The organism is Pseudomonas sp. W17, assembly GCF_040268305.1.
Taxonomy (GTDB): Bacteria; Pseudomonadota; Gammaproteobacteria; order Pseudomonadales; family Pseudomonadaceae; genus Aquipseudomonas; species Aquipseudomonas protegens.
In genome coordinates, this window is sequence record NZ_CP158490.1 from 177326 (window position 1) to 195023 (window position 17698).

At 64.5% G+C, this 17698-nt stretch carries 15 protein-coding genes and 1 pseudogene; 11 read left to right on the forward strand and 5 right to left on the reverse strand.

All coding sequences use genetic code 11. The annotated features are described in order from the left end of the window. Window positions 1-14: 14 nt before the first annotated feature. From ABCR88_RS00785 to ABCR88_RS00795, 3 genes are all read right to left on the reverse strand, one after another. Window positions 15-704, reverse strand: coding sequence for an NYN domain-containing protein (locus tag ABCR88_RS00785; protein WP_015633685.1), 690 nt, complete (start codon window positions 702-704; stop codon window positions 15-17). 262 nt (window positions 705-966) lie between these two features. After that, the gene (locus ABCR88_RS00790) at window positions 967-1734 is read right to left on the reverse strand and encodes a DUF3142 domain-containing protein (protein WP_350403961.1); all 768 of its coding nucleotides are present in this window, start codon (window positions 1732-1734) and stop codon (window positions 967-969) included. Then, window positions 1704-3896 carry an outer membrane assembly lipoprotein YfiO gene (locus ABCR88_RS00795; RefSeq protein WP_350403962.1) on the reverse strand — a complete coding sequence of 731 codons (2193 nt, stop codon included), beginning with the start codon at window positions 3894-3896 and terminating at the stop codon, window positions 1704-1706. The genes ABCR88_RS00790 and ABCR88_RS00795 overlap by 31 nt, the downstream gene beginning before the upstream one ends. 331 nt (window positions 3897-4227) lie before the next feature. Between ABCR88_RS00795 and ABCR88_RS00800 the strand changes: the two genes are divergently transcribed. The 3 genes from ABCR88_RS00800 (at window position 4228) to ABCR88_RS00810 (ending at window position 6669) form a co-directional block, all read left to right on the forward strand. Further along, on the forward strand, window positions 4228-5838 hold the full coding sequence (locus ABCR88_RS00800) for a glycosyltransferase family 39 protein (protein ID WP_350023458.1): 1611 nt from the start codon (window positions 4228-4230) through the stop codon (window positions 5836-5838). Window positions 5839-5947: 109 nt separating this feature from the next. Beyond that, window positions 5948-6409 carry a YbaK/EbsC family protein gene (locus ABCR88_RS00805; protein ID WP_041115071.1) on the forward strand — a complete coding sequence of 154 codons (462 nt, stop codon included), beginning with the start codon at window positions 5948-5950 and terminating at the stop codon, window positions 6407-6409. 14 nt (window positions 6410-6423) lie between these two features. Continuing rightward, complete coding sequence (locus tag ABCR88_RS00810; RefSeq protein WP_011058533.1) at window positions 6424-6669, forward strand: DUF2789 domain-containing protein; 246 nt, start codon at window positions 6424-6426, stop codon at window positions 6667-6669. On the opposite strand, the pseudogene ABCR88_RS00815 reads toward ABCR88_RS00810, so the two are convergent. Together ABCR88_RS00815 and ABCR88_RS00820 are read right to left on the reverse strand one after the other, a co-directional pair. Beyond that, window positions 6666-6946, reverse strand: a pseudogene (locus ABCR88_RS00815) (type II toxin-antitoxin system RelE/ParE family toxin). The gene ABCR88_RS00810 and the pseudogene ABCR88_RS00815 overlap by 4 nt on opposite strands. Continuing rightward, a complete protein-coding gene (locus ABCR88_RS00820) occupies window positions 6943-7221 on the reverse strand; it encodes a hypothetical protein (RefSeq protein ID WP_015633690.1) in 279 nt (92 codons plus the stop codon). The pseudogene ABCR88_RS00815 and the gene ABCR88_RS00820 overlap by 4 nt, the downstream one beginning before the upstream one ends. 197 nt (window positions 7222-7418) lie before the next feature. Between ABCR88_RS00820 and ABCR88_RS00825 the strand changes: the two genes are divergently transcribed. From ABCR88_RS00825 to pgaA, 8 genes are all read left to right on the forward strand, one after another. Continuing rightward, window positions 7419-7847 carry a MarR family transcriptional regulator gene (locus tag ABCR88_RS00825; RefSeq protein ID WP_011058536.1) on the forward strand — a complete coding sequence of 143 codons (429 nt, stop codon included), beginning with the start codon at window positions 7419-7421 and terminating at the stop codon, window positions 7845-7847. Further along, complete coding sequence (locus ABCR88_RS00830; protein ID WP_350403963.1) at window positions 7844-9931, forward strand: FUSC family protein; 2088 nt, start codon at window positions 7844-7846, stop codon at window positions 9929-9931. Before ABCR88_RS00825 ends, ABCR88_RS00830 begins: the two co-directional genes overlap by 4 nt. Continuing rightward, on the forward strand, window positions 9928-10137 hold the full coding sequence (locus ABCR88_RS00835) for a DUF1656 domain-containing protein (protein WP_011058538.1): 210 nt from the start codon (window positions 9928-9930) through the stop codon (window positions 10135-10137). The genes ABCR88_RS00830 and ABCR88_RS00835 overlap by 4 nt, the downstream gene beginning before the upstream one ends. Beyond that, entirely contained in the window at window positions 10134-11024 is an 891-nt protein-coding gene (locus ABCR88_RS00840) for an HlyD family secretion protein (protein WP_011058539.1), read from the forward strand. Before ABCR88_RS00835 ends, ABCR88_RS00840 begins: the two co-directional genes overlap by 4 nt. Further along, the gene (locus tag ABCR88_RS00845) at window positions 11021-12469 is read left to right on the forward strand and encodes an efflux transporter outer membrane subunit (protein ID WP_011058540.1); all 1449 of its coding nucleotides are present in this window, start codon (window positions 11021-11023) and stop codon (window positions 12467-12469) included. The genes ABCR88_RS00840 and ABCR88_RS00845 overlap by 4 nt, the downstream gene beginning before the upstream one ends. A gap of 93 nt (window positions 12470-12562) precedes the next feature. Beyond that, window positions 12563-13198 carry a hypothetical protein gene (locus tag ABCR88_RS00850; RefSeq protein WP_015633693.1) on the forward strand — a complete coding sequence of 212 codons (636 nt, stop codon included), beginning with the start codon at window positions 12563-12565 and terminating at the stop codon, window positions 13196-13198. Window positions 13199-13421: 223 nt separating this feature from the next. Next, on the forward strand, window positions 13422-14924 hold the full coding sequence (locus tag ABCR88_RS00855) for a YdgA family protein (RefSeq protein ID WP_325985407.1): 1503 nt from the start codon (window positions 13422-13424) through the stop codon (window positions 14922-14924). A gap of 275 nt (window positions 14925-15199) precedes the next feature. After that, window positions 15200-17686 carry a poly-beta-1,6 N-acetyl-D-glucosamine export porin PgaA gene (gene pgaA / locus ABCR88_RS00860; protein WP_350403964.1) on the forward strand — a complete coding sequence of 829 codons (2487 nt, stop codon included), beginning with the start codon at window positions 15200-15202 and terminating at the stop codon, window positions 17684-17686. Window positions 17687-17698 lie beyond the last annotated feature (12 nt).

Below are 17698 nucleotides of genomic sequence, written 5' to 3' on the forward strand. Positions count from 1 at the left end.
CGCAGCAGCTGGGCTCACCAGTAGTCCGGCTTGATAGCGGGCGCCTTGCGGGTCGCCACTCGTTCGGGGAACTGGTGCTTGCACAGTTCTTCTGCGCTGACGACCCGGCGCATCCAGTGGGCCTGGGCTTTCAGTGAGCCGGGTTGCGGGCGCTGATACTGCGGGCGGTGAGGCAGGATCACGCCAAGGGTCAAGTCCGGGAAGTCTTCGCGAATGGCCCGCAGCGCTGGTGCCATATCGGTGTCTCCCGAGACCAGCACCAGTTGCTCGATGCGTTCATCTGGAGGATGCAGGGCTTGCCTGGCTGCGAGGCGGTACATGCTGATCGCCAGATGGACGTCGGTTTCCTTTTCCTCAAGTTTCCAGATGTCCACCGTGTCCTGGCGTGAAGCCCCTACGGCTTTATTGATGAAGCGTGGGGCTTTGGCCGGTTCAAGCTGATGGCGCCCCAGGTGCACATTGACCTGGGACGCCTTCAAGGCGCGCAGGTAGGTGTCTTGTGCTTCCTTGGAGGCCCGGCCACGGGTGGCCAGCCGGGGTTTGACTGAAGAAGTGAAGTAGTCCACCGAGGCCAGTCGGCTGGCGGGGTTTTCGATCTGCACGATATGGGTCAGCAACCCAGGCAGGTCGAGCCACTTGAATGGGGTGTCGGCCAGCAACCCGTAGAACAGGTTGTAGCCATCGACAAAGAAGGCCGTGCGCACTATTCCATTCCCTGGAAACGAAAAAACCGGCCTGGGCCGGTTTTTTCACCCCAACGGCCAGCGAACTGAATCTCTGCGTACGGGGTTGAGTTGTGAGGTCGAGCCTAGTGCCTGTATTCGTCGAGGTCAATCCTTGTCCGACGAGAGAGGCATCACAAATGACTGCTTGGCATATCAACTCCGCAGGAACCGTTTTGCCCCAGCAGGCTTCGAGGATCAAGGGCATCGATGGGTATTACTGTGAGCACTTATTGCACCGGATTCAGGGCTCAGGCTGAGGATTCTGCAAGAACACCACGTAGCCCTTGAACCAGGGGCTGTCGCGCAGGGCCTGGGGTTCCTGCCATTCACCGCCCTGGATCAGGCCGACCTTGTAGGGCAGGCCCATGCGGTCCAGGCGCGGCAGGTAGCTGGCGTAGTTGGGGATGCTGCGGCGGCCCTGGTAGGTCTGCACCACCACTTCGTCCACCACGCCCTTGAGCTGGCCGATGGCTTGCGGGTCGGCGTTGCTGCCCCAGTCCATCAACCCGGTGATGCTCAGGCGGTAGTGCGCCGGCAGGCGTTGGCGCAGGTCGCGCAGGAAGTGGCCATAGCGCTCCAGGTCGTGGGTGCTGCTGTCGAAATCGATCTGGATGCCCACCACCTGGGTGCCCGTGGCCTGCCAACGCCGGACCTGGCCCAGCAACTGGTCATACAGCGGTTCGGGCCAGGCCAGGGTGTGGGCGCGGTAGACCACCCACACCTGCTCCTGGCGCAGACGCGACACTGGCAGGCCCTGGGCGATGAGCTGGACGCCGCTGGCCGGATGGCGCCGCGAGCGGCTGATCTGGCCCTGGAGGATGTACAGGGTCTTGGCCCGGGCCAGCACCGGCTGGGTTTTGACCCCGCTCCACAGCCAGAAGGCGTCGTGGTCGGCGGCCTGCACTGGCGCCGCGCCGGCCGCCGGGGTGGCCCACCACAGCCAGAGCGGCAGCAGGCCGTAACCCAGGGACTTCATTCTCACCAGTAGTAGCGCAATGACTGGCTCCATTGGGTATCCCCCAGCTTGGTCTTCAACTGACGGAACCAAGCCTTGCGCACGGCCGGTTCGACGCCGGCGCCGCCACAGTTGTTGTGGCCCGAGGAGGCGTAGCAGTTGATGGCCCGGTACAAGGCGTAGGCCCGGTCGTCACGGCTGGCCTTGGGGTTGTTGATCACCACCTGATAGCCGTCGAGCCGCGAGAACGGCTTGCCCGGGAACGCATCCGGGGTGCCGCCCAGGTTCTGGGCCGGTGGCGGGGTGTCCAGGGGCATGCGGTCGAAGCCGCTGAAGCGCATGAACTCGCCGAGGCAGATCAGCCCGGCCGGAGCCTTGGGATCACGCTGCAGGAGGGCGGCCGTCTCCACCAGGTTCGGGCAGCGGTAGTCGGGGGGTTGCGCTTCGGGCTGTGCGCCATTCCAGTGGAAATCCTGCAATGGCGTGGTACTGAGGTAGATGTAGCCCAGGCTGGCGGGAAGACTGGCGTCGGGCAGGGTGGGCGGCAGTTGCGCGTAGTCCTGGCCGAAGGCCGCGTACTGGCCGCGGGTCAGGTCCTTGTACAGCAGGATAAAGCGCGCGGCGTTGCGCTCTTCTGCCGAGTCGGCCTTCTGCGCCTGTTGGCGCAGCAGTTTGGGCGAGGCCACCTGGCGCAGGAGAATGGCGCGCACCTGGGCAGTCTTGATCGGCGAGTCGTCGGCGAACACCTTGGCCAGTTGCCCGCTGCGCTCGTAGGTATAGGCCAGGGCCAGTTCCAGCTGTTCGCGTTGCAGCGGTTGCTGGGCCAGGGGCAGCAATTGCAGCCACAGCGCCTCGGCGCCTTTCCAGTCCTGTTGGGCCTGCATTGCCAGGCCACGCAGGATCTGCTGGCTGAAGCTCAGGTAGTCCAGTTGCGCCGGCACTTGGCTGGGCAATTGTTTGAGCGCCGCCGCCGGTTGTTTTTCGACATACAGGCTGAAAGCGGCCTGGAGATAGTCGAACAGCGCCGGCTGGCTGGCGAACTGGGCCTTCTGCTGTTGCAGGGCATCCGGGGTCAGGGGCGCCGAGGGGGCGTCGCGCATGCGCATCAGGTCCTTGACCGCCAGCAGCAGCGGGGCCTTGAAGTGGTCTTCGGGCAGGCTCAGCAGTTTGTAGTCGACTTCTTCCACCAGGTCGTCCAGAGGCATGTTGCGCGGGGTGCCGGGAGCTTGGGTCAGTTGCCAGGCGTAGTCCTCGGCCAGGGCCTGGGTGTCGCCCGTCAGCCAGTGCACACGGCGGATCAGACCCTTGGCGGAAACGGCGTAACGGCCCTGTGGATAAGTCTTCAGGTAGGCCTCGAAACCGGCGCCGGCCTGTTGCAGGACGGCTTTGTCCACATGCTCCAGATTGACCATGCTCCATTCATCGAAGGCGTTTTGCTGGGCCAGGTTGAGCAGGGTGCGCGGGCTCATGTAGGCCGCGGTTTCGGCCAGCCAGGGCTGGGGACTGTCCTTGAGCGCGGCAAAACCGTTGCCGGCTTCGTTGAAGCGGCCGCTGTAGAAGTCGGCGGCGGCCTGCAGGTAGCCGGCGAACGCCTTGGCCGCCGCCGAGTTCAGGTTGGCCGGCAGCAGCTTGCTCATTTCGCTGGCGTTCCAGTCGCAGCTGGCCAGCAGTTGCACCCGGGCCTCGGCCAGGGCCTGGCGTTCTTCCGGGCTCAGTGGCGCCTGGTCGAGCTGCTCCACAAAAGCCAGGGCACTGGCGTCCGAGTTGCTGCGGCAGCGGCTGCCTTCTCCGGAGAGAAAGCCGTTCCCGGCGGCTTCCTTGCTATCGCGACGCAGGCCTACGGCCTGCAGCAGGCTGTCGAGCTGCTCGGTGGCGGGCGAGGGGCCGGGCTTGGGTGGGTTGCCAGTGTCGGGATCGAGTTCGGGCTGCGCCGGGTGCAGGCGATAGTGCATGAAGGGCACAGGGCCGTAGCCCATGCCCAGTTCATCCTGGGTCAGGGCCCGGGGTGCCAGGGGCAGGCTGCCCTGGTCGGCCAGCAGCAGCCGCAGGTTGACCCGGCTGTCGTTGCCCGGGCTGAGAAAGGGCAGGTTGCTGCAACCGTCCAGGCGATTTGTGTAGAGCGACCAGGTCGGCGAGCAGATGTCATCCGAGCTGGCCTGCGCCTGGCCGGCGCACAGGGCGGTGAGGGTCAATGCCGAGAGCAGAAGCTTGCGCATGAATTGTCCTTAATTCAGAAAAGCCATGAGGGCAGGTTCCGAGTGTGGCGAAAATCATACAGAAGGCGCCGGCTGGCACCTACGTCGCTGGTTAGAAAATCCGCCGTTCTGTGACGCCCCTTTGCTGTCCTCCGGTCTATGTTCATCCATTGCCGGTGATGGCCGGGCCTGACCCCATACCGCGGTACCCGAGGGCAATCGGCAGGCGTCGCACATGACATTCGAGGAGCGGCTTTTTACCCTTGCGCCTGTGCTTTGCGGTTTTCCAGGCAAAGGACGATGCTGTCGGGGTTTGAGCGACCAGATCTGGCGAGTTTATGGGGAGCAAGGAATGGATTTTCGCAGAGCGCCGGAGTTGATCGGGCGTTTGCAAGAGCAGGCCGTCGTGTCTCGGGAGCAAGGTTTGCAGCGGCTGATGCGCTTGGCGCTTGAGTATTGGTTGCTGCCGGTGTTGCTGTTGGCTGCGGCGGTTCGCTTTTATGACCTGACCGCCGCGGCCATCTGGGGCGACGAAGGTTCCAGCCTGGTGCTCAGCCAGTATTCGCTGAGCGAAATCTGGTTTCATGCGGCCCGCGACGTCCATCCGCCGCTGTATTTCATGCTGTTGCGTGGTTGGATTGAACTGTTCGGCGACGGGATTTTTTCCATTCGCACCTTCAGCGCGCTGCCAGGGATAGTTACCGTAGGGCTCGGCATGTGGCTGGTGGCGCTGCTGGCGACCCGTCGCGCGGCGATTCTCGCCGGTGTGCTGCTGGCCCTGCTGCCCACGGCCGTGCGCTACAGCCAGGAAGTGCGCATGTATGCGCTGCTGGGCCTGTTGCTGTTGGGAGCGACCCTGGCCCTGGTGTACTGGCTGCGCCAGCCTTCGCGTCCCGGCTATCTGTTGAGCTACGCACTGCTGATGACCCTGGCTTTCTACACCCATTACTTCACGGTGTTCTGCGTGCTGGCGCACTGGCTGTACCTGGCCGTTTCGGGCGTGCGCGCCGAGGGTGGCGGGCGCTTGGTCACCCGCCCGGCCTGGTGGCTGGCGAATGCGGCGATCGTGCTGCTGTTCCTGCCCTGGGTTCCGGAGTTGCTGGACCTGCTGCGGCACATGGACGAGTTGAAAGCTAACGGCGATGTCGGCTGGGAGCCGGTGGTCACCTGGTCTTCGCTGCCGGCGATGGTCTGGCAATTGCTGATCCAGGACGAAGGCGACAACCTGCCAGGTGCGCTGTTCGTGGGCATGCCGCTGCTGTTGCTGGCGGTCTGTAGCGTCCTGGCCTGGCGTGATGGTGCACCTGCCAGGTTCGGTGGGCTGCTGGCGAGTTTCACCCTGCTGCCGTTGTTGTTGGTGTTTGCGGTGTCGTTCGCTTCGCCAGTGTTTATCGAACGCTACCTGACCGCGTATGCCTTGGGCTTGCCGATGATCATGGCGGTGCTCATCGATCGCTGGCTTAAGACTGCCCGGCTGGTGGCGCTGGCGTTGCTGCTGGGGTTCGTGGGGCTGGAAGCGGTGGGGCTGAAAAACAACATCGATGTCGACGCCAACGACCAGATCAGCGTGATGGTCGACTACGTCAACCGGCACTACGTCGCGGGCGACCGCATCGTTATCAGCGACATGCTCTGGTACTTGAGCTACGTCTACTACAACCGCACCGATGCCCAGCCGATGCTCTATACGCCGCCGCTGCCGGGAGGCACCTCCAGCAGGCCGAACGCCTACGGCTTCGGCACCCTGATCGACCACCCGGATCAGGTTTACCTGGATCAGTTGAGCGCCTTGTCAGTGGGCAGCGGGCGCTATTGGCTGGTGGGGTCGGACGATCAGTCCGAGGAATTCGCGCCATTGCCCCAGGGGTGGCACAAAGTCGGTCAGTTCGCCGCGGGTGGTACTCGGGCCCGCTTGTTTGTCCTCTGTGGCTCGGCAGCCGGCGCCTCCTGTGCCGGGCAATGAACGCGCAGGGTGCCGTTCGGAAGTTCGAGGCCTTGTGTCTTGCAGCGCGACCTAGACTTGCATCAGGAGTCACAGTCCTGTCCCCGCTTGCGGGGCACCGAGGTGCATCATGCGTATGGCAAGAACCGTGCAGCGCAGCCTGGAACAAGCCGCTTGTGAGTTTGATCTGGTGACCCATCCACACTCCGCCAGCAGCCTGGAAACGGCGCGGGTGGCGGGGGTACCGGCGGAGCGAGTGGCCAAGTCGGTGATCCTCGACGATCACCACGGCCATTACCTGATGGCGGTGTTGCCGGCCAGTCGGCACCTGGACCTCGGCAAGGTGCGCGGCAGCGGCGAATGGCAGGTCACCCGGGAAAGCACCCTGGCCCACCTGTTCAACGACTGCGAGCGCGGCGCGGTGCCGGCCCTGGGCGAGTCCTACGGACTGGACGTGGTGATCGACCCGCTGCTGACCCGGCAGAAAGACATCTACCTGGAAGCCGGCAACCACCACAACCTGGTGCACATGAGCATGGCCCAGTACCTGAAGCTGGTGCCCCACGCCGAGGTTTGCGAAGTCTCGCACTGATCAGGAGCCCGACCATGGAAGCACCGACCCACAGCCTGCCGGCGTTGTTCAAGCAGTTGGGGCTGGCCGACGACCCGGTGAGTATCGAGCGTTTCATCGCCACCCATTCGCCGCTCAAACCGGAGCTGCACCTGGCGGACGCATTTTTCTGGAGCGAGAGCCAGGCCGACTTTCTGCGCACGGAAGTGCTCGATGATGCGGATTGGGCCGAGGTGGTGGATCAGTTGGATGTGTTGTTGAGGAAGGGGCGCGGGGGCTAGGTCGGTGGCGGCCATTGGCGAGCGGTGTGGACCAGGGCCAGGATCCAGACGTGGTCCTGGCTTATCTGATAGACCAGGCGATAGCTCGGGTGGGGAATCAGCTCGCGGGTTCCTGCCACCAGTCCCGTGGAGCCGATCTGCGGGTTGAGGACCAGATGGTCGACGCATTCGCTGAAGCGCCTTCCATGTCGACCGCAGCCCTCGGGTTGAGCACATGCAGGTAATCCCAGATATCCATGCGGTCCTGTACGGCTTCGGGAACCCATACAACCTTCATTCCAGCCTCGATGCCCGAGCGCGTCTGGCAGCGAACTCTGCCTCTACCTCTTCATGGTTGTGCCCGCGTTGAGCGTCTACGGAGGCTCGAGCCAGCAGGACTTTCTGTTGCAGGAAGGCCTCGTACTCACGGGATTCGTGCTGTTTTTGCACGAACTCGCGCATCAACTCGCGCACGATCTGTGAGGCTGGGCGATGTGCGGCCAGTGCCTCCGCCATAAACTGATCCCGCAGTTCAGTTTCCAGTTTCATCGTAAAGATGGCGTGCTTGGGCATGAGCGTTCTCCTCAAAAAGTACTGAAAAAGTATATACCTTTTCATTACGTTCTCTGTTTTGCAGGCGCTGGATCCAAGGCTTGGCTGGGGTATTTGTTACAAAACTTGACTGGATTTATCCGTCAATGACATATTGATAGTTAGCAAACTAACAGTGTGCGAACAATCTTGTGTCCAACTCCCTTGAATCACTCCACATGAATATCAGCAGTGGCATGGTGGTCGCGTCCCGGCATTGGCGGCGGATCTGCCAGACCACGCTGGTCAACTTCGGCATTTCCGAAGCCTGCGCGGTGCCGCTGTTGATGATCGGGCGCCTGGGCGAGGGCGTGCGCCAGGTCACGGTGGCCCAGGCCGCAGGGATGGAAAGCCCGTCCCTGGTGCGCCTGCTGGATCAACTGTGCAGCGCCGGCTACGTGTGCCGCAGTGAAGACCCCCACGACCGCCGGGCCAAATGCCTGAGCCTGACCGACACCGGTCGCGAGCTGGTGCAGGCGGTGGAAAGCGAGTTGGTGCGCCTGCGTCATGAAGTGCTGGAAGGCATTGGCAGCGCCGACCTGGAGGCGGCGTTGCGGGTGATCCGCGCGTTCGAGTCCGCCAGTCATGTACCGGTGCTGCCATCTTGAAAGGCTTCTTTACCGGCATGCCTCCCGCGCGGGACTGGTTCTATGGCGTACGTACCTTCGCCGCGTCGATGATCGCCCTGTACATCGCCATGCTGATGGAGATGCCCCGTCCGTATTGGGCGATGGCCACGGTGTACATCGTCTCCAGCCCCTACGTCGGCCCCACCAGTTCCAAGGCCCTGTACCGGGCGATCGGCACCTTTCTCGGGGCGGCGGCCGCGGTGCTGTTCGTGCCGATGTTCGTGCAGAGCCCCTACCTGCTGGTGGTGATCATCGCCCTGTGGACCGGGATCCTGCTGTTTCTGTCCATGCACCTGCGCACTGCCAACAACTACGCCCTGATGCTGGCCGGCTACACCTTGCCGCTGATCGCCCTGCCGGTGGTGGACAACCCCCTGGGGGTCTGGGACGTCGCCGAGGCGCGGACCGAGGAAATCTTCCTCGGCATCGTTTGCGCCGCGGTGATCGGCAGCATGTTCTGGCCCCGGCGGCTGGCCCCGGTGTTCGTCGATTCCGCCGCCAAGTGGTTCGCCGATGCCGCGCTCTACAGCCAGCGCTTCCTGGCCCGCAACGTCCAGCCCGAGGAAGTCAGTGCCCTGCGCGCGTCCATGGTGGGCACCTTCAACACCCTGGAACTGATGATCGGCCAGTTGCCCCACGAGGGCGCCCGGCCGCAGACCGTGCGCAACACCAAGGAGCTGCGCGGGCGGATGATCAATCTGCTGCCGGTGGTGGATGCCCTGGACGATGCCCTGTATGCCCTGGAACGGCGTACCCCGGAGCTGGTGGCGCAGTTCGCCCCCTTGCTGGCCAAGGCCGATGAATGGCTGCAAGGCACCGCCCGGGATGCTTCGGTGGAACGCTGGCAGGCCCTGCGCGATGAACTCGAAGCCTTGCAGCCAAGCCCCGAAGCCCTGGATGACCGGCGCCAGCTGCTGATGTCCAACGCTCTGTATCGCCTCGGCGAGTGGATCGACCTGTGGCAGGACTGCCGCAGCCTGCAGCACGCCATCCAGAGTGAAAGCCAGGCGCCCTGGCGCGCGGTCTACCGGCATTGGCGGCTGGGCCGGCTGACGCCGTTTCTCGATCGCGGGCTGATGCTGTACTCGGCGGGCTCGACGGTCCTGGCGATCATCGTCGCCTCGGTGCTGTGGATTCTCCTGGGCTGGACCGACGGCGGCAGCGCCGTGATCCTGGCGGCGGTGGCCTGCAGTTTCTTTGCTTCCATGGACGACCCGGCGCCGCAGATCTACCGGTTCTTTTTCTGGACCGCGATGTCGGTGCTGTTCGCCAGCCTCTACCTGTTCCTGATCCTGCCCAACCTGCACGACTTCCCGATGCTGGTGCTGGCCTTTGCCGTGCCGTTCATTTGCGTCGGCACCCTGACGGTGCAGCCGCGGTTCTACCTCGGCATGCTGCTGACCATCGTCAACACCTCGTCCTTCATCAGCATCCAGGGCGCCTACGACGCGGACTTCCTGAGTTTTGCCAACTCCAACCTGGCCGGCCCCATGGGCCTGCTGTTCGCCTTTGTCTGGACCCTGATCGCCCGGCCTTTCGGCTCCGAACTGGCGGCCAAGCGCCTGACCCGCTTCAGCTGGCGCGACATCGTCAGCCTCAGCGAACCGGCGACCCTGGCCGAACACCGGCACATGGGTGCACAGATGCTCGACCGCCTGATGCAGCACCTGCCGCGCCTGGCCATGACCGGGCAGGACACCGGCATAGCCCTGCGGGAGTTGCGCGTGGCCCTCAATATGCTGGACCTGCTGGCCTACGCACCGCGGGTGCAGGGTGTGGCCCAGAGCCTGCTGCGCCAGGTGGTGGCCGAGGTGGGCGAGTACTTCAAGGCTTGCCTCAAGGCCGGCGAACGCCTGCCGGCCCCCAGCGGGCTGCTGATGACCCTCGACCGTACCCGCCGCGCCCTCGGCAGCCAGGGCCTGCAAGGCGACCACGAAACCCGCCTGCACCTGCTGCACGCCCTCAGCGGCCTGCGCCTGGCGCTGTTGCCGGGGATGGAATTCGTCGCCACCGGCGAGCTTGAAGAACCCCTTCCCCATGGCATCGATGGAGCGCCCCTATGATCGGTGATCTGGATATCAGCGGGGTGTTCCTGCCCACGCTGCTGGTGCTGATGGGCATCACTTATGGCTTGTACCTGCTGGTGCACGGGGTGCTGACGCGCTTGCACTTTTATCGTCTGGTCTGGCACCGGGCGCTGTTCAACGTGGGTCTCTACGCTCTGCTACTGGGCGCCGTGGACTCTCTCAGTCGATACCTGATGACATGAAAAAACCTTTATTGACCATTGGCCGTGTGGTCCTGACGTTACTGGTGGTGACCTTCGCGGTCGTGGTGGTCTGGCGCATGGTGATGTACTACATGTTCGCGCCCTGGACCCGGGACGGGCATATCCGCGCCGATATCGTGCAGATCGCTCCGGACGTGTCCGGGCTGATCCAGCAAGTGCAGGTGCGTGACAACCAACTGGTGCAGCGCGGCCAGGTGCTGTTCAGCATCGACCAGGACCGCTTCAAGCTGGCCCTGCGCCAGGCCAAGGCGGCCCTGGCCGACCGCCAGGAAACCCTGGCCCAGGCCCAGCGCGAGGCCAAGCGCAACCGTGGCCTGGGCAACCTGGTGCCGCGCGAGCAACTGGAAGAAAGCCAGTCCCGCGAGGCCCGTGCCCAGTCGGCCCTGGCCGAGGCCCAGGTGGCGGTGGACAGCGCCCAGCTTAACCTCGACCGCTCGGTGGTACGCAGCCCGGTGGACGGCTACGTCAACGACCGTGCACCGCGCACCCAGGAATTCGTCACCGCCGGGCGCCCGGTGCTGTCGGTGGTGGACAGCAACTCCTTCCACATCGATGGCTATTTCGAAGAGACCAAGCTCGATGGCATCCATGTCGGCCAGGCGGTGGATATCCGTGTGATCGGCGACCGTGCGCGGCTGCGCGGGCATGTGGAAAGCATCGTCGCCGGGATCGAGGACCGTGACCGCAGCAGCGGCTCCAACCTGTTGCCCAACGTCAACCCGGCCTTCAGCTGGGTGCGCCTGGCGCAACGGATTCCGGTGCGCATCGCCTTCGACGATGTGCCGGCGGACTTTCGCATGATCGCCGGGCGCACCGCCACGGTGTCGATCCTCGACGACCAGGCCAAGCAGGAGCCCGGCCAATGAACAACGGCGCGCGTTTGGCCCTGGCCGGGCTCGGCCTGCTGCTCTCGGCCTGCCAGATGGTCGGGCCGGATTACCAGGTGCCCGGGGATGCTGCGGTGCAGCGCAAGGATTTGCAGGGCCAGTTGAGCGCAAAGGGCGCCAACGTGGTGTCGGCGCCGGTGCCTGCCGACTGGTGGCGGCTGTACCAGGACCCGCGCCTGGACCAGCTGGTGCAGCAGGCCCTGGCTTCCAACACCGACCTGCGGGTGGCGGCGGCCAACCTGGCTCGGGCCCGCGCCCAGGTGGATGAAGCCCAGGCCGCCGGTGGCTGGAGCGGTGGGGTCAAGGCCGGGGTCGAGCGCCTGCAGGAATCCGGCGAAGCCTTCCTGCTGCCGGAAAAGGTGCCAGTGGCCAACGTCGGCAACCTGTCCATCAGCACCTCCTACCAGTTCGACCTGTTCGGCACCTTGCAGCGCGGCATCGAGGCGGCCCAGGCCAATGCGGACGCGACCCAGGCTGCGGCGGATACCGCGCGCATTACGCTGGTGGCGGACGTGGTGCGGGCCTACACCCAGGTTTGCGCGGCCAACGAAGAACGGGAAATCGCCGAGCACTCCCTGAGCCTGCAAGCCCAGAGCACCGAGCTGACCCAGCGCCTGCGCGATGCGGGGCGCGGCGACGAAACCCAGGTCACCCGTTCCCAGACCCAATTCAAATCCCTGCGTGCCGAACTGCCGCGCTATGAGGCGGCGCGCCAATCGGGCCTGTTCCGCCTGTCGATGCTGCTGGCCAAGCCGCTGGATCAATTGCCCGCCGGCACTGACAGTTGCGCCCAGTTGCCGCATATCACCCAGCTGTTGCCGGTGGGCGATGGCGCGGCGCTGCTCAAGCGCCGCCCCGACGTACGGCAGGCCGAGCGCCAGCTGGCCGCCGCCACCGCGCGAATCGGCGTGGCCACCGGGGCCCTGTATCCGGATATCAGCATCGGCGCGACCGTCGGCACCGTGGGCATCCTCGACAACCTCGGCAAGCCTTCCACCAATCGCTGGGGCTTCGGCCCGCTGATCAGCTGGACGGTGCCGGCCAATGGCGCCCGCGAGCGCATTCATGAAGCCGAGGCTGCGAGCCAGGGCGCCCTGGCGCATTTCGATGGGGTGGTGCTCAACGCCATCCGTGAAACCCAGACCGGCCTGGCCCAGTACAGCGCGCAACTGCAGCGCCGCGATGCCCTGGCGGATGCCGAGCAGTCGGCGCAACTGGCGGCGGACCAGACCCACCGCTTCTTCCAGGCCGGGCGCGCGTCCTTTCTCGCCGACCTGCAAGCCACCCGTACCTACACCGATATGCGCGCGCAACTGGCGGCGGCCAACACCCAGGTAGCCATGAGCCAGATCGATCTGTTCCTGGCCCTGGGCGGCGGTTGGGAAAGCGGACGAACGCAAGGCCCGGAACACGCGAAACCCTGAGGCGGTTGCTATGCTTTGATCAGTTGGAAAAGTGCCTTGTGCAACGTGCCTTCCAACCGATCAAAGCATGTGATGGTCATGGGGATTCCAATAATGAAAAACCCTTATGCTCCGGGCTTCTGGTGCGCGCTATGCGCCCTGGTGCTGCTGTCTGCCACCTACTTCTACGGCATCATGCTGGCCCATCAGATCGACAAGGCCCTGGTGTTCCTCGACAGCGCCAGCGCGTTGATCGCGGTGATGGCCATCGGTGTGGTGGCCTGGGCCTCCTTTCAGGGCCAGAAAATCAAGAAAAAACAGCTCGAACAGAGCAAGACCCTGGTGGTCATCTGGGACACCAAGGTAGCCCTGCGCCGGGTCGAAACCGTATTCGACCGCTACTTCTGGGGCAGTTACTGGCAACCGGGGCGGACCTTCGCCGAAGTCATGGGCGAACTCACCGGTACCCCGCTGGAAAAGAGCCTGGAGGCCCTGAAGAAGCAGTGCATGCTGCTGGACAAGCAAGCCGAGGACGGTCACCACTGGCTGAGCAATGCCCGGGAGCTGTCGGATGTCGCCACCGCCATGGCGCGGGAGCGCTACCAGCTGGATTTCTGCGACCCACGGGGCGAATCCCGGGGCAACAGCGCGGTGATCGACCGGGATTTCGAGGTCCTGGTGTACACCTGGAGCGCCCGGCTCAAGAGCTTCGATCATCAGCTCGATGCCTTGGAAATCGAATACTCCTAAAAGCCCCTTCCCCTGGCCCTGTAACAGCGGCGGCTGCCGGTTTGCGGCAGCCGCTGCCGGGGCCATCTCCCCGCGCTCCACGGTTTTTCACATTCAAAGATTGGGCTCGCCCTAGCCGCCAGTGGTAATCTGCGCCGGTTTTACGCGGAGTCGAGCCGCAACCCGTCATGGGTTCAGGGAAGACGACCACACCTTCAAACAACGGATATTGATCGGGTCAGACATGAATAAATCAGCAGGCGTACTGTTAGGAATCGTCGTCGCAGTAGGTGCCATCAGTGCCGGCGGCGCCTGGTACACCGGCACCAAGCTGGAAGGGGTCCTGCAGCAGCAGGTGATTGAAAGCAACAAGGAGCTGCAAGCGGCGCTGATCGGCTATGACGCCACCGCCACTCTGGAGCTGGTGTCCCTGGAGCGTGGCGTGTTCAGCAGCAATGCCCGCTACCGCCTCAAGACCCAGGGCGAGGTGTTCAACGGTGGGCTGGAACTGATGATCGCCGACCATATCGAACACGGCCCGCTGCCTTTCTCGCGCTTGATCCGCCTCAAGTGGCTGCCAGTCATGGCGTCCAGTCATTACGAGTTGGAGAACAACGGGCAGACCGACAAGTGGTTTGCCGCCACCAAGGGTGCTGCACCGTTCAAGGGCGTGGTCAATGTCGGCTATGACCTGTCCGCGGAGGGCACCGTAGATTTCGCTCCGATGGAACTGGCCCTGGATGAGCTGAACAACCTCAAGTTCTCCGGCCTGAATGCCACTTTCAGCGTCGGCGACAATCGCCGCAAGGCCAAGGTCGATGGCTATATGGACAGCCTGAGCCTGTTCCTCAGTTCGCCGGACAAGGCCCCGCTCAAACTGGAAATCAACGGCCTGACCCTGGCCAGCAACCTGCAGAAGAGCAGCTTCGACTACTTCCTGGGCCAGAACACCCTGGAGCTCAGCGGTTTGAAGGCCACCTTCGGCGACAAGCAGTCGGTGCTGACCCTGAAGCACTTCGAGCAGAAGACCTTCAGCGAAGAAACCGGCAGCACAGTGGCGGGCCGTGCGGATTACCGAGTGGGCGAAATCGCCTTCGACGGCAAGACCGTGGGTTCGGCCGAGATGCTCTGGAGCATGAAGAACCTCGACAGCCAGGGCATGCTCGATCTGGTCCAGGTCTACCAGAACGTGCTGCAGCCGTATCAGAAGGCCGCCACCGAGGCCTCTGCCGAGGGTGAACCGGCTCCGGAACTGCAAATGTCCGACGCCGAGCAGGTCAAGGTACGGGCTGCCGTGAACAAGGTCCTGGAAGCCAAGCCGCAGATCGCCCTGGAAAGCCTGGCATTCAAGACCGCCGGTGGTGAAAGCCGTTTCAGCCTGAGCCTGGATCTGGCCAAGCCGCAGAGCCTGGAGCTGCCGCCGGCTGAGCTGGGCAAGCAACTGGTCAGCCAGCTGGATGCCAAGCTGTCGCTGTCCAAGCCGATGGTGGCAGACATCGCCGCCCTGCAGGCCCAGGCCGAAGGCCAGACCGATGCCAAGCTGATCGCCGAGCAAAGCGCGGCCACTGCAGAAATGCTCAGTGCCATGGCCCTGTCCACCCAACTGGCCAAGCTGGAAGGCAATGACGTGGTGTCGGCCCTGCACTATGCCAATAACGAAGTGAACTTCAATGGCCAGAAAATGACCGTTGAGCAGTTCATCGGTTTGGTCATGAGCAAGCTGGGGGGCGTAGGCGCCCAGCAGTAAAGGTGCACGGGCCGCTTTACGCGGCCCTTCTTGTGCATCCTCTGACGCCCGGCCTGTGCAGCCCACAGGTCGGGCGTTGTGCTGTCTGGAGCAAGGCGGTGAGGGCGGCTGCAGGCCCCGCAGAATCTGACTCTGAATAAATATTGCGCTGCAAATTCTGAACTAACCTTCGTGGAAGAATTCTCCCAGACGCTCTGTCGATCTTCTGATCGTCCGGGCTGGGGCGTAAGGGCGGGGCGCATAACTCCGGCTAGCCACGTAAGGATGCTGACGAAATGCAACGCACTGTTCATCCCGCTCGCCGCTACGGCCTTCGTCCGCTGTTTCGCCTGGCATTGTGCAGCCAACTGTTATGGCCGGGCCTGGCGTTCGCCGATGCGGCCTATGACCAGTTGATCATCCAGGCTAGGGCCGGCAGCTACGCCCCGGCGCTGAACCATTTGCGCCAAGTGCCGGCGGACCGGTTGAACAACGGGCTGGTCAGCGACCACCTGCAGATCGCCAGCTGGGCGGGCCTTGATGCCGAGGTGGTGAAGGTCTACGAGACCCAGGGCCGCAACCGGGTGCTGCCGGCGCAGGCGCTGGCCGCCACGGCTCGGGCCTATCGCAACCTCAAGCAGTGGGACAACGCCACCCAGGTCTATCGCCTGGCCCTGCAGCGCGACCCGCAAAACGCCGACCTGCAGCTGGGGCTGGCCCTGACCCAGGCCGATGCTGGCCAGCCGGCCGAAGCCGTGGCCCGGGCCAAGGCCCTGGTGGCGGCCAAGCCCGATGACCCGAACCGGCGCCTGGCCCTGGGCTACGCGCTGACCCGCGCCAACCAGCCTTATGACGCCCTGGCCGCATACGACCAGGCGTTTATCCGCGCCGGCGACAAGCCCGAAGTCATCCGCGAATACATCTACGCCCTGCAGCGGGCGCGCCTGCCGGAACCGGCCCTGCGCCTGGCCCGGCAGCACCCCGGGCTGATCGATCCGGTGATCCAGCGGCGCATCCAGGCCGACCTCGCCGCCGAACGGGTGCGCCTCTCGGAGCTGGCCAGCCGCAGTGAGAAAGAGCGCTTTGTGGTGGCCGACCGTGCCCTGGCCGACTACGACACCCTGTTCGCCGCCTGGGGCAAGGACCCTCAAGCCCAGGACGACCTGACCCGCTGGCGCATCGACCGCCTGGGCGCCCTCAAGTCCCGGGCGCGCACCGCAGAGGTGATCAGCGAATACGAGCAGCTCACCGCTGCCGGCGTGGCCATTCCCCCGTATGCCCTGCGCTGGGTGGCGGCTTCCTACCTCGACCAGCGCCAGCCGGAAATCGCTGCGGGCCTGTATCGGCGTGTGTTTTCGGCACCGGACGGCGATGCCGACCACCGCCTGGAAGACACCACCGCGCTGTATTACGCGCTGCTGGAAAGTGAACGCCCGGAAGAGGCGCTGAAACTCGCCAATGACCTGGCCGACAGTGTGCCGCAGCGAATTCAGCTCACCGGGCAAACCGTGGGCGACCCCAATGACGACTGGGTCGATGCCCAACTGCTGGCGGCCCAGGCCGGTGCCAACGGCACGGCCGGGGCTGACCTGCCGGGCACCGAGCAGCGCCTGGAGACCCTGGCGGGGCAGGCTCCGGGCAACATCAGCGTACGTCTGGCCCAGGCCGATCTGTACCGGGTGCGCGACTGGCCCCGGCTTTCGGAAAGCCTGCTCAAGGAAACCGAGAGCGTGGCCCCGCGCGATGTCAGTCTGGAAGTGTCCCAGGGCCATACGGCCCAGGACCTGCAGGAATGGCGGCAACTGGATGCGCTGACCGACGATGTGGTGGAGCGCTTTTCGGAGAGCCGTCAGGTGCAGCGCCTGGCCCGCGAGCGCGAAGTGCACGACATGGCCGAACTGCGGGTCATGACCTATGGCGGAAAAAGTTACGGCGGTGGCAGCAATGGCGCCGGCGCGGTATCCGGCAGCCGTGATTTCGGCATCGAAAGCCGGCTTTACACGCCGCCGATCGCCGAGGACTGGCGCCTGTTCGGCGGCATCGGCTATGCCATGGGGGACTTTTCGGAAGGGATCGGCCATCACCGCTGGCAGGTCCTGGGGGTGGAGCGGCGCACCCGCGACATGACCCTGGAAGCGGAAGTCTCCAACCATTCCTATGGCTACGGCGGCAAGACCGGTGCCCGGGTGTCGCTGGCGCGGGACATCGACGATCACTGGCAATACGGCGGCAGCCTCGACTACCTCTCTGCCAACACCCCGCTGCGGGCCCTCAACAGCGATATCAGCGCCAACGGCGGCAGCGCCTTCCTGCGTTGGCGGGCCAATGAAAGCCGCGAGTGGAAACTGTCCCTCAGCCCGTCGCACTTCAGCGACGGCAACAATCGGTTCGAGGCCCTGCTCACGGGCCGCGAAGGGGTCTACCGCTCGCCGAAAGTGCAGGTCGACCTCGGCCTGGAAGTGGGCGCCAGCCACAACACCCTGGAAGACACCCCCTACTACAACCCCGAGGCGGACCTCAGCGTCCTGCCCACCGTCACCGTCAACCACGTGCTCTATCACCGCTATCAGACCTCCTGGAGCCAACAGTTCCAGGCCGGCGCCGGTACCTACAGCGAACGCGGCTACTCCACTGGAGCGGTGGGGCTGCTCAGCTACGGCCAGCGCTACAGCTGGAACGACGTGTTCGACATCGGCGGAGTCCTGAGCGTGATCAACCGGCCTTACGACGGCGATCGGGAAACCGACCTGCGCCTGGCTGTCGACCTTACCTATCGCTTCTAGAGAAGAGTGTGA

Bases quoted from the DNA above. Each gene is read 5' to 3' on its own strand.
- ABCR88_RS00835 (WP_011058538.1), top strand. From the start codon at position 9,928: ATGATCGGTGATCTGGATATCAGCGGGGTGTTCCTGCCCACGCTGCTG.
- ABCR88_RS00840 (WP_011058539.1), top strand. From the start codon at position 10,134: ATGAAAAAACCTTTATTGACCATTGGCCGTGTGGTCCTGACGTTACTG.
- ABCR88_RS00845 (WP_011058540.1), top strand. From the start codon at position 11,021: ATGAACAACGGCGCGCGTTTGGCCCTGGCCGGGCTCGGCCTGCTGCTC.
- ABCR88_RS00825 (WP_011058536.1), top strand. From the start codon at position 7,419: ATGAATATCAGCAGTGGCATGGTGGTCGCGTCCCGGCATTGGCGGCGG.
- ABCR88_RS00855 (WP_325985407.1), top strand. From the start codon at position 13,422: ATGAATAAATCAGCAGGCGTACTGTTAGGAATCGTCGTCGCAGTAGGT.
- ABCR88_RS00850 (WP_015633693.1), top strand. From the start codon at position 12,563: ATGAAAAACCCTTATGCTCCGGGCTTCTGGTGCGCGCTATGCGCCCTG.
- ABCR88_RS00795 (WP_350403962.1), bottom strand. From the start codon at position 3,896: ATGCGCAAGCTTCTGCTCTCGGCATTGACCCTCACCGCCCTGTGCGCC.
- ABCR88_RS00820 (WP_015633690.1), bottom strand. From the start codon at position 7,221: ATGCCCAAGCACGCCATCTTTACGATGAAACTGGAAACTGAACTGCGG.
- ABCR88_RS00805 (WP_041115071.1), top strand. From the start codon at position 5,948: ATGCGTATGGCAAGAACCGTGCAGCGCAGCCTGGAACAAGCCGCTTGT.
- ABCR88_RS00810 (WP_011058533.1), top strand. From the start codon at position 6,424: ATGGAAGCACCGACCCACAGCCTGCCGGCGTTGTTCAAGCAGTTGGGG.
- ABCR88_RS00800 (WP_350023458.1), top strand. From the start codon at position 4,228: ATGGATTTTCGCAGAGCGCCGGAGTTGATCGGGCGTTTGCAAGAGCAG.
- pgaA (WP_350403964.1), top strand. From the start codon at position 15,200: ATGCAACGCACTGTTCATCCCGCTCGCCGCTACGGCCTTCGTCCGCTG.
- ABCR88_RS00790 (WP_350403961.1), bottom strand. From the start codon at position 1,734: ATGGAGCCAGTCATTGCGCTACTACTGGTGAGAATGAAGTCCCTGGGT.